The sequence below is a fragment of the Streptomyces sp. genome (assembly GCF_035644915.1).
Taxonomy (GTDB): Bacteria; Actinomycetota; Actinomycetes; order Streptomycetales; family Streptomycetaceae; genus Streptomyces.
Genome location: NZ_DASQNP010000167.1, coordinates 1 through 10,669, shown reverse-complemented (window position 1 = coordinate 10,669; position 10,669 = coordinate 1). Strand labels below are relative to the sequence as shown.

The 10,669-nt window shown below is 74.4% G+C and carries 9 protein-coding genes; 1 reads left to right on the top strand and 8 read right to left on the bottom strand.

The features are described 5' to 3' along the window. Window positions 1-104: 104 nt before the first annotated feature. Window positions 105-1,784, top strand: a complete 1,680-nt coding sequence (locus tag VE546_RS18805; protein WP_324923821.1) for an ABC-F family ATP-binding cassette domain-containing protein — start codon at window positions 105-107, stop codon at window positions 1,782-1,784. Between the two features lie 656 nt (window positions 1,785-2,440). On the opposite strand, the gene VE546_RS18800 is transcribed toward VE546_RS18805, so the two are convergent. From VE546_RS18800 to VE546_RS18765, 8 genes are all read right to left on the bottom strand, one after another. Next, window positions 2,441-3,463 (bottom strand): GDP-mannose 4,6-dehydratase, encoded by a 1,023-nt coding sequence (locus tag VE546_RS18800; RefSeq protein WP_324923819.1) that lies wholly within the window; start codon window positions 3,461-3,463, stop codon window positions 2,441-2,443. Then, window positions 3,460-4,077, bottom strand: coding sequence for an HAD family hydrolase (locus tag VE546_RS18795; protein ID WP_324923817.1), 618 nt, complete (start codon window positions 4,075-4,077; stop codon window positions 3,460-3,462). The genes VE546_RS18800 and VE546_RS18795 overlap by 4 nt, the downstream gene beginning before the upstream one ends. A 16-nt stretch (window positions 4,078-4,093) precedes the next feature. Continuing rightward, window positions 4,094-5,140 carry an NAD-dependent epimerase/dehydratase family protein gene (locus VE546_RS18790; RefSeq protein ID WP_324923816.1) on the bottom strand — a complete coding sequence of 349 codons (1,047 nt, stop codon included), beginning with the start codon at window positions 5,138-5,140 and terminating at the stop codon, window positions 4,094-4,096. Then, the gene (locus VE546_RS18785; RefSeq protein ID WP_324923814.1) at window positions 5,137-5,895 is read right to left on the bottom strand and encodes an HAD family hydrolase; all 759 of its coding nucleotides are present in this window, start codon (window positions 5,893-5,895) and stop codon (window positions 5,137-5,139) included. Before VE546_RS18785 ends, VE546_RS18790 begins: the two co-directional genes overlap by 4 nt. A gap of 15 nt (window positions 5,896-5,910) precedes the next feature. After that, window positions 5,911-6,870, bottom strand: a complete 960-nt coding sequence (locus tag VE546_RS18780; protein ID WP_324923812.1) for an FkbM family methyltransferase — start codon at window positions 6,868-6,870, stop codon at window positions 5,911-5,913. Between the two features lie 61 nt (window positions 6,871-6,931). Further along, window positions 6,932-9,457 (bottom strand): methyltransferase, encoded by a 2,526-nt coding sequence (locus VE546_RS18775; protein WP_324923810.1) that lies wholly within the window; start codon window positions 9,455-9,457, stop codon window positions 6,932-6,934. Window positions 9,458-9,500: 43 nt separating this feature from the next. After that, window positions 9,501-9,950: an indolepyruvate ferredoxin oxidoreductase subunit alpha gene (locus tag VE546_RS18770; RefSeq protein ID WP_324923808.1), complete on the bottom strand. Its 450-nt coding sequence runs from the start codon at window positions 9,948-9,950 to the stop codon at window positions 9,501-9,503. Continuing rightward, window positions 9,947-10,669, bottom strand: a 723-nt coding sequence (locus VE546_RS18765) for an alpha/beta fold hydrolase (protein WP_324923806.1), incomplete at its 5' end; no start/stop codon positions are given. The genes VE546_RS18770 and VE546_RS18765, both read right to left, overlap by 4 nt.

The following is a 10,669-nucleotide window of genomic DNA, read 5'->3' as shown; positions in this document are numbered from 1 at the left end:
CCCCCGCACCGCCGGTTCCCCGGCTCCGCGTCCTGTGATGCCGGGAGAGGAAGTCCCGTAGGGTCGTGGCCGCAACACGACGGTGACCACGAGGGGATTGCGCAGTGACTCAAGTGGTGGTGCGCGACGTGTCGGTCGGCTATCCGGGGCGGTTGGTGCTGGACCGCGTGTCCCTGACCGTCAGACCGGGCGAGCGCCTCGGGGTGATCGGGGAGAACGGCTCCGGGAAGTCGACCGTGCTCCGCCTGCTCGCAGGGCGGGAAACGCCCTCGGAGGGCACCGTCAAGGTCATCGCGGAAGGCGGTCTGGCCTACCTCGCGCAGTCCGTGGACCTGCCGCCGCACCTGCCGGTGCGCGCCTTCGTGGACGAGGCCCTCGCCGATCTGCGGGCGCTGGAGAGGCAGATGAGGGAGGCCGAGGCGGCACTGGGGAGTGCGGACGAGGCGGCGCTGCGCCGGTACTCCGATGCGGTGGCGCAGTACGAGGCCAGGGACGGCTACCGCGCCGAGGCCCGGCTCGGCACCGCCCTGGACCGGCTCGGGCTGCCCGGACTGGACCGTGACCGCGCACTGGGAACGCTGTCGGGCGGCGAGCAGTCCCGGCTCGCCCTGGCCTGCGCCCTGGCCTCCGAACCCGCCCTGCTCCTGCTCGACGAGCCGACGAACCACCTCGACGACGACGCGCTGGCCTGGCTGGAGAAGAAGCTGGCCCGGTACCGCGGCACCCTCGTCATGGCCACCCACGACCGCGACTTCCTGGAACGGGTCACCGACGGCATCGTGGAGGTGGACGGTGACCGGCACACCCTCATCCGGTACGGCGACGGCTGGACGGGCTACCTCGAACGGAAGGCGGCCGAGCGGCACCGCTGGGAACGGGAGTACCAGGAGTGGCGGAGCGAGGTCGCCCGGCAGGAGAAACTGGCCGAAGCCGGGTCGCACCGCCTCTCCACCGGCTGGCGGCTCACCGAGAGCCCGCGATTCGCCGGACACCAGCGTTCGGTCGAGGGTCAGATGTCGGCGCGTGTGCGCCAGGCCCGGGAGAGGCTGCGCCGGCTGCGCGAGAATCCGGTGCCGCTGCCGCCCGCCCCACTGCGCTTCACCCCGCCGCCCGGGTTCGGGCCGTCCGTGGCGGAACCGGTCCCGGACCGCTCCCCGGAGTCCCCGGAGCACGTGGCACCGGGCGCCCCGGCCGCCGGCGGACCCGAGCCCCTCGTGGAACTGGTGGACGTCGTCGTCGGCACGCGGCTGCGAGTGGACCGGCTGAGTCTGCGCCCCGGTGAACGGCTGCTGGTGACCGGACCGAACGGTGCCGGGAAGTCCACCCTGCTCGGCGTCCTGGCACGCGAGCTCGTGCCCGACGCGGGAACGGTGCGCCTGCCCGAGCGTATCGGCCTGCTACCGCAGGACGTGCCCGCCGTGACGTCCCGGCGATCGCTCCTGGCCGCCTTCGCGGCGGGGCTGCCCGGAGAGCCGGAGGAGCACGCCCCGGCCCTTCTCACACTGGGCCTGTTCCGGGAGGAGGACCTCGCGCTCCCGGAGGCCGGGCTGTCGGTCGGCCAGCGCCGCCGCCTGGCACTGGCCCGGTTACTGACCCGTCCCGTGGACCTGCTGCTTCTCGACGAACCGACCAACCACCTCTCCCCGGCGCTGGCCGAGGAACTGGAGCAGGCCCTCGCGGAGTACCCGGGAACGCTCGTGCTCGTCTCGCACGACCGCAGGATGCGCTCCCGGTTCACCGGTACGCGCCGGAGGAGCGAGGCCGGGCGGCTGCTCCCCGCCTGAGGGACGCGGGTCCACACGGCGGCGCCCGGCGAGCGGCCCCGGTCCTCGCTGGTGACGGCGCGCATGCGACGGGGCCGGGCCGAGGGGTTCGCCACGGTCCACCGCGACGGGGCCCGTTCGTCTTCTTCGCGGTGCGGCGAGAGGGCCGCCGGCCTGCGGGTCCGGCGTGGCCGTCGCCCCTGTGGATCGGATGGCCTGGAGCGTCACCGGGTCCGGGGGTGCCGTCGGAGACGCCGATCAGAGGCCCGCCGGCCACCGTCCGGCCCGGCGGCGCCGGGAGGAGCGCTTTACCCGCGGCCTTCGCCGGGAAGAGCGCGCGGCGGACCGCGGCCCGGTGCAGCCCGGGGCACCGCCGGTTTCCTGTCGCGGGAGCGCGACCGCGGGCCCGTCGGGCCGGCACGCTGCCACCCGCCCCGGGAGGGACGACCCGGACCCGGGCGGTTCCGACCGCCCGGAGGAGCCTCCGGGGACTGCGCGGTGGTCCGGTCGCCGCCTTTCACGACCATTTTTGACCGTTTTTGATCGTCTTTCCCGGAGTGCCCGGAGGTCCCGCACCGCCTCCACGTCCACGACGGCGCCGCGGCGGAGGAGGCGCGGGCCGGAGGCACGGCCGCGCCACGGCGGCGGCCGTGCCTCCGGTCCTGCTGCGGCCCGGCCTACCAGTCCGCCAGCGGGCCGCTCGCGTCGCGCTCCCTGGCCGTGCGCTCCAGGTCCGCCTCGACCATCATCCGCATCAACTCCGGGAAGCTCACCTGCGGCTCCCAGCCCAGCCGGGTGCGCGCGTTCTTCGCGTCCGCGCACAGGAGATCCACTTCGGCCGGGCGCACCAGGGCCGGGTCGACCACCACGTAGCGCTCCCAGTCGAGGTCCACGGCGGCGAAGGCCATGCGCACCGCGTCCCGCACGGAGTGGGTGCGGCCCGTCCCCACCACGTAGTCCACCGGGGTCTCCTGGGCCAGGATCGCGTGCATGGCCCGGACGTAGTCGCCCGCGAAACCCCAGTCGCGGACCGCGTCGAGGTTCCCCAGCCGCAGCTCCTGCTGCATGCCCAGCCGGATGCGGGCGACGGCCCGGGATATCTTCCGGGTGACGAACTCGCGGCCCCGGCGCGGCGACTCGTGGTTGAACAGGATCCCGGACGCCGCGAACAGGCCGTAGGACTCCCGGTAGTTGCGGGTGATGAAGTGACCGTACGCCTTCGCGGCGCCGTACGGACTGCGCGGGTAGAAGGGGGTGAACTCGTTCTGCGGCACCTCCCTGACCTTGCCGAACATCTCCGAGGACGATGCCTGGTAGAAGCGGATCTGGCCGCGCGGCGCGCTGCCCGACCCGTTGATGCCGCTGACCATGCGGATCGCTTCCAGCATGCGCAGCACGCCCAGTCCGGTCACCTCGCCGGTCAGCTCGGCCTGCTGCCAGGACAGCGGCACGTAGGAGATGGCCGCCAGGTTGTAGACCTCGTCCGGTTGCACCAGGTCCACCGCCTTCACCAGGCTGCTCTGGTCCAGCAGGTCGCCTTCGACGAACCGCAGTTCCTCGACCAGCCGCTGCACCCGGGCCCGGTGCGGGTTGGACTGCCCCCGGACCAGGCCCCACACCTCGTACCCGTTGCGCACCAGGTACTCGGCCAGGTAGGAGCCGTCCTGTCCGGTGACGCCGGTGATCAGTGCCCGTTTCACAACGGCACCTCCTCTTCAACGATGCGCGGGAGTCGTCCGGTGCCGTCGGCGGGAAGGGTCGCGCCGAACCAGCCGGAACCCCCCAGAGCGGTTACCACGTCCACCGCCGCCGACAGGTCGGTGACGCTGCCCAGGTGCCCCGGCCGCGGCGGGGTCGGGACGCCGCGGCCGCTGCGCACGTGCAGCGACCAGCAGCCTGCGGCCGCGGCGGCGGCCAGGTCGGTGTCGTGGTCGCCGACGAGCAGGGCCCGGGCCGGCTCCACCGACAGGTCGCGCAGGGCCCGCAGCAGCAGCCCGGGCCGGGGCTTGCGGCAGTCGCACCCGTCCTCGGGCCGGTGCGGGCAGTGGTGGACCGCCGGGGGCGGCACCCCGGCCGAGGCCAGGTCCGCCCGCATCCGTGCGTGCAGGTCGGAGAGTCCGGCCTCCGTCAGCAGCCCCCGGCCGATGACGGCCTGGTTGGTGACCACGGCCAGCCGCAGCCCGAGCGCGGCGAGCCGCCGGCACGCGTCGATGGCGCCCGGCAGCCACCGCCAGTGCTCCGGCCGGGTCACGTGCCCGGGCCGGTTCTGGTTGAGTACGCCGTCGCGGTCGAGGAGGACGGCTTGCAGAGCCATGCGCGTGTCTCCTTCCTCAGGCCGGGCGGGACGCGGCACCGGTCCGTGCTCCGTCCGCGTTCCAGCCGCCCAGTTCGGCGGCCAGTTCCCGGACGGCCGCGCGAACCGCTTCCGCCGAGGACAGCCGGGGCCGCCAGCCGAGTTCCGACAGCCTCTGCGGCGTCAGGCGCAGCGTGGGCACGTCGCCGCGCCAGCCGCGGTCGCCGCCGGCGAACCGCACCTCCCCGCCGCCCGAGGGGTGTTCGGACAGGGCGATCCGGGCCACCTCGGCCGCGCTGGCCACGTCGGTGTTGCAGACGTCGAACGTGGCGATCCCGGCGTTCCCGGCCGCTCCGCGGCCGGTCCCGGACCCCGCCCCGGCGAGTGTGGTCAGCGCTGTCACGCAGTCGGAGACGTGCAGGTAGCTGCGGGTCTGGCGGCCGTCTCCCAGCACCTCCAGCCCGGACGGGTCCTCGGCGAGCCGGGTGACGAAGTCGTAGACGATGCCGCGCCGCATCCCCGGGCCGATGATGTTCGACAGCCTGGCCGCGATCGCCGTGAACCCCACCTCCGCGGCGCCCGCCGACAAGAACGCCTCCGCCGCCGCCTTCCCCGCACCGAACCGGGTGGTGGGCCGCGGTACGCGCTTCTCCTCCTGTTCCGGCAGGTTCGGCTGGTCGCCGTAGACCAGTTGGCTCGACGTCATGACGACGACTTCGGGAGGGTGGTGGGCGCACGCCTCGACCAGGCTGACGGTGCCGCCCACCGTCGTCTCCAGATCGGCCCGGGCCGACCCCGCCCAGGAGCGGTTCTCGGTGTTGGCGGCCAGGTGGAAGACCCACCGTGATCCGGCCACCAGTTCGCCCAGGGCGGCGGTGTCCCGCAGATCGACCTGGTGGTAGTGGCCGGCCAGGCGGCCGGCCAGCGGGTGCAGCCGCTCGGCCGCGTCCCACGGCACCCGGTCCACGGCCACGACCCGTCGGCCGCTCCCGGCCAGGGCCGCCACCAGGCGAGCGCCGATGAACCCCGCTGCGCCGGTGACCAGTGCCGTGTCGCCCCGCGCCCCGTCCTGACGGCCTGTCATGCGATGTCTCCTCTCGTCGCGCCGCGGCGGTGCGCGAACGCCGGCATTCTGGCCACCTCGCCCAGGGTGCGGACGCGCTCGTACCGCCCCTTCCCGTCGGGGTAGATCCCGTACGGGTCGTACAGGAGGGTCGCCGGGTGGCCCGCCGGGGCTCCGTCGAGGGTGTCGGTCAGGTACCAGCAGGTGTCCAGGGGCCGGTCGAGCGCCACCGCGGCCATCCGGAAGATGCGCGGGTCCGGCTTGGCCACTCCGACGACGTGCGAGTCCAGCACGCCGTCCAACTGGTCCAGCAGCCCGGCCTGCGCCAGCTCGGCGTACGCGTGGCCGCGTGCGTTGCTGATCACGTACCGCTGCGTGGTGCGGGGCAGCCGCTCCAGCAGGGCCCGCGCGTCCGGGTTCACCACCCCCCACAGGACGGTGTCGGGCACCTCGCGGGCCACGGCCTCCCACAGGGCGACGCCGACCTCGGGCGGGCATCCGGCGTGGAGTGCCCACTGGCGGGCGAACGCCTCGTGCTCCGGGCCGCCCGGCGGGCCGTCCGGCCAGCCGAAGTCCCGGTCGCGGGCGGCCAGCGAGACGGCGCGGCGCGCACGGGCGGCGGAGACCCGGACGCCGGAACGGCCGGCGTAGGAGGACAGGATCCTTCCGTCGACGAGCATCAGCACGCCCCCCGAGTCCAGCAGCAGCGCGGGCGGACGTGGCCCTCCGAGCCCCGGCCGGGCGACGCCGACCGGGGCCGGTTCACGATCCGTCAAGCCGCTCACGGCGGCCTACCGCGATTCGGGCGTCAGGAGCAGGTTGACGAACTCCCGCTCGGTGTTCTCCGCCGCGTGCGCGAAGGCGTCGTCGGGCAGCTCCGGATCGATGTCGAGGTCGTCGACCACCTCGCGGACGAAGCCGAGGGACCGGTAGATGCCCAGCACCTCGACCGGGTCGTCGCCGCGCTCCTTGATGCCCGGCGGCCAGAACTCGACCAGCATCCGCGGCCGGCAGCGCCGCAGCGTCTCCGCCATGCCCAGGATGGCCAGGTGGTCGGCCCCCTGGAGGTCCACCTTGGCGAAGGAGATCTCCTCCACGTCCGCCAGGACGCTGTCGAGGGTGATGACCGGCACCGGGTGGCTCCACTCGGAGGACTCGTCCAGCACCCGGTGGTCGCCGGTGTTGTTGCCCGGGTCGCGCCGCAGGTGCGCGATCCCCGGTTCGGCGCCCAGGGCGGCGTAGACCGGAACGACGTTGCGGGCGCCGTTGCGCAGGACGTTCTGCACCAGGAGCTGGTGGTTCCAGGCGTCGCCCTCGAAGGCGAAGACCCGTCCGTGCTCCTGCACCGCCTGGGACATCAGCAGCGTGAAGTAGCCGACGTGCGCGCCGATGTCCAGCACGGTGGAGCCCGGGGTGACGTACTTGCGCAGGGCGGCCTCCTCGTCCTGCTCCCAGCGCCGCGTCTCGGCTATCTCCGGCCGGATGATGGCGTCGTCGCCGTCGATCTGGATCTCCCCGACCTCGGAGTCGAGCCGCTCGGGGAGGTGCCAGGGCGACCGGGGTCCGTTCTGGCAGGCCTCCGCGATGACGGGGCGCCACAGGCCGGCCGTGGCCTCGCCGGCGGCCCGGGCTTCCTCGCGGGTCCCTCCGGCCTGCCCGACGGTCGCCGCGGCGGCGGCCGCGGTGCGCTGGGTGACCAGTACGAAGTCCGCGGGCGACGGACCGCCGTAGGGGGAGTGCTGCGTTGCCATGGAGTCTCCTTCCGGTGAGGGAGGCGCCGCGACGGGGCACCGCGGCGCCGCGGGACGGGGATCAGGCCGGGACGCCCTCGACCAGGCGGTGGTAGTCGGCGGCCAGGTACTCGTGGTCGCCCAGCGGCAGGACCCGGGACAGGCGGAGGCCGGCCTCCTCGAACAGCGCGGCGAACTCGGCCTCGGTCCGCACGCGGCCGCCGGTGGTGGCGAGCAGGTCCATGTCGGTGCTGACGATGCCGTGCGCCGGGCCGAGGTCCTCCGCCGGTCCGGGCATCAGCGGTTCCATCACCAGCAGGCGGCCGTGGTCGGGCAGCACGGCGCGGCAGTTGCGCAGGATCGCCAGGGCGTGCTCGTCGTCCCAGTCGTGCAGCACGCTCTTGATGACGTACAGGTCGCCGCCGGGCACCACGGAGGTGAAGGCGTCCCCGGCCACGACCTCGCACCGGTCGTCCAGGCCCGCCGCGGCGAGCCGCTCCGCGGCCTGCGCCACCCCCTCGGCGCGGTCGAAGACGATGCCGCGCAGGCCGGGGTGCGCCGTCAGGACACCGGTGAGCAGGGCCCCGTTGCCGCCGCCGACGTCGACGACCGTCTTGCACCAGGAGAAGTCGTAGCCCTCCGCCAGGGCGGGGGCGACGCCCTGGGTGTCGGCGCCCATGGCCTCGTTGAAGACGGCGTACTCCTCCGGGTGCTGCGCGTAGTAGTCGAAGTACGGCATCCCGTGGATCCGCTCGAAGCCGTTGCGGCCGGTCCGCACCGTCTCGGCGAGGTCGCCGTAGCTGCGCCACATCGCTTCCCCGGCGAAGAGGAGGACCATGCCGCGCACCGAGTTGTGCGCGTCCGCGCACAGCGGGCGTCCCATGGGGGTCAGCGCGAAGCGGCCGTCCCGCTGCCCGGCGACGATGCCCACGCCCTCCATGCCCCGCAGCAGCCGCAGCAGCGAGGGTTCGTGGGCGCCCACGGCGGCGGCCGCCTCGGCCGCCGTGAGCGGCCCCGCGGACAGTGCGTCCGGTACGCCCAGCTTGACCGCGGCGTGGATGATCTGGGCGGGCATCGCCCCGAAGGCCAGCTCCCACAGCCTGGCCATGTCGGGACCGTCGTGGCCCTGCGCGTCCTGCGCCGGGCCGTTCTCCGGCGCGCCGGCGGCGGCCTTCGGCGCCTGCGTCTCCGCCGTCTCGTCGGGGGTGCTTCCGGTCACGGTCTCTCCTCCAGCGTGTGTCGGATGGATGGGATCGGCGCGCCGGTCGGAGGCCAGCGAGGCCACCCGTGCGCGCAGGGCCCACGCGGCTTCGGCGGTGGGTGCCTCCACGTTGAGCCTCAGCGGTGCGGGATCCTCCGTCTGGGAGGGGCGCAGGTTGAACCACGACCCGTCGGGCAGGTCCACGGTCAGCCCGTCGAGCCGGTCGGTGGTCCCGGTGCCGGTGAACGCGCGTGCGACGCGCTCCAGCCGGCGCTCCGGTTCGGCTCCGGGGAGGTTGGTCTCGGGCAGGGACACGTAGCGGCGGCAGGCCTCGGCGATCCGGGAGACGGGTCTTCCGTCCGTGCCGGCGAGGGTCAGCACGTGGAGGGCGGCCAGCAGACCGGAGTCCGCGTGCCACAGGCCGCGGAAGTAGTAGTGGCCCGAGTGCTCGACGCCCAGGGCCGCACCGGAGGCGATCATGGCCTCCCGCATGAACACGTGGCCCACCCGCGCGCGCACGGTGCGTCCGCCGTGCGCGGCCACCGCCTCCGTCAGCGCACGGGAGGTCACCACGCTGTGGACGATGGTGGCCCCGGGCTCGCCGGCCAGCACCCGCAGCGCCAGGAAGGTGCCCACCAGGGAGGGAGGGACCACCTCCCCCCGCTCGTCCACGACGACGCACCGGTCGGCGTCCCCGTCGAAGACGAGCCCGAGGTCGGCCCGCCGGCTCCGGACGGCGGCGCCGAGCACGCGGGTGTTCTCCGGACGGAGGGGGTCGGCGTCACTGTGCGGGAAGGCGCCGTCCACCCCGAACCCCAGGGGGACGATCTCCACCGGCAGCGCTCCCAGCACCTCCGGCACGGTCAGACCGGCCATCCCGTTCAGCGCCTCGACCGCCACGCGCAGCGGCCGCATGCCCGCCGGGTCGACCTGGCCCAGCAGGTGTTCGCGGTAGTCGCCGAGGACCTCCCTGGTCCGCAGCACCCCTCGCCCGACGGGCGCGGGCCCGCCGTCCTCGGCCATCCGCAGCAGCGTGCGCAGTCCCGTGTCCCACCCCATCGGCACCGCCCCGGCGCGGCTCAGCTTGACCCCGTTGTACCGGGGCGGGTTGTGGCTGGCCGTGATCATCGCGCCGGGCAGGCCGAGCGCGCCCGAGGCGTAGGACAGCATGTCGGTGGACACCCTGCCGATGTGCGTCACGTCGACCCCCTGGTCGAGGACGCCCTCGGCGAACGCCTCCGCCAGACCGGGCGAGGACGGGCGCATGTCGTGGCCCACCAGCACGGTGCGCGCACCCGTCAGCCTGGCGAAGCACGCCCCGAACACCCGCAGGAGCGGGGCGTCGAGCTGTTCGCCCACCACACCGCGGATGTCGTACGTCCGCACCACCTCGGAGGGGTCCTTCATCGCTGTGCCTCCTTCGGTTCCCACGGTTTTCGGACGGGGCCGGTCACCAGCGGCGGATGCGCGGGGGCAGGTTCGCCGGGCGCCGCGAACCGTCCGGCTGCACGTACGGGTCCTGCGGCCCGAGCGCCTGGGACCACCACTCCTCGGGGGCGTGGGACCACGACTCGTCGGGGTAGATGCAGTCCACGGGGCAGACGGGGGGCAGGCACTTCCCGCACCCGGAGCACAGCTCGGGGACGATGACCATCCCGTGTTCGAGGTTGAACACCGCTCCGAACTGGGAGGGGCACGCCTCCACGCAGGCGTCGCAACTGATGCACTCCGACTGCTCGATGCGCAGCGGTGGCAGCCGCCACTGCGCGGGCCGGGCGCGGTTGGCGATCCGTTCGGCCCGGGGCGACCGTGCCGCCTCCTTCCGCCGTGCCGCCCCGCGGTCCGTCCGCCGGGGCGGTTCCTCCGCACCGGCCGGTCCGTGGTCGTGTTCTTCGTTCACGGCAGTTCTCCCCTCTCGGGTGCGGATACGGCGGGGGCCGGTGCGCCCCGGCCCAGACGGACGGCCCAGTCCACGGAGATGTCCACCGCCGCGGCCAGCCCGGCGGCGGTGAACCCGTGGCTGCCCTCCACGACCGCGGCCTCCCAGCCGGGTCGACGGTCGGTCTCGGCGAGGAGGGCCCGGGCCATGCCGCTGTCGAGCTCCTCGTCGCCGTAGACGGTGCACACCGGTCTGCCGGCCGCCTTCAGCAGGCCGAAGTAGTCGCGGTCGCGGTCGTCGCGGGTGTAGGCGACGCCGAGCCACAGGCCGCACCACGCCGCGGCCAGCGTGCCGTCCACCCGGTGCAGCCGGGGGGCCGGGCCGTCCTGCGACTCCTCCTCCACGAGGATGGGACCCCACAGCACGGAGCCCGCGATCTCGGGCAGGTCGGCGGCGGCCATCGCGGCCAGGCGGGCCCCGGCGCTGTTGCCCACCACGACGAACCGCTCCGCCACCCCGGCCGTGCGCAGGTGCGCCACCGCGGCGCGCAGGTCCTCCAGCCGCCGCGCCCAGGTCGTGTGGGTGAACACCCCGTCGCTCACGCCCGTGCCCCGGCTGTCGTAGCGCAGGACGGGTACTCCGCGGGACGCCGCGGCGTGGGCCAGGGTCGGTCCGCACTCGTGGATGTCCACGCGCTGCCCGGGATTGCCCGGCTCGTAGACCAGACACAGTGGCCACGG

Coding starts and splice junctions, on each gene's coding strand:
- VE546_RS18795 (WP_324923817.1), bottom strand. CDS start 4,077: ATGGCTCTGCAAGCCGTCCTCCTCGACCGCGACGGCGTACTCAACCAG.
- VE546_RS18790 (WP_324923816.1), bottom strand. CDS start 5,140: ATGACAGGCCGTCAGGACGGGGCGCGGGGCGACACGGCACTGGTCACC.
- VE546_RS18780 (WP_324923812.1), bottom strand. CDS start 6,870: ATGGCAACGCAGCACTCCCCCTACGGCGGTCCGTCGCCCGCGGACTTC.
- VE546_RS18775 (WP_324923810.1), bottom strand. CDS start 9,457: ATGAAGGACCCCTCCGAGGTGGTGCGGACGTACGACATCCGCGGTGTG.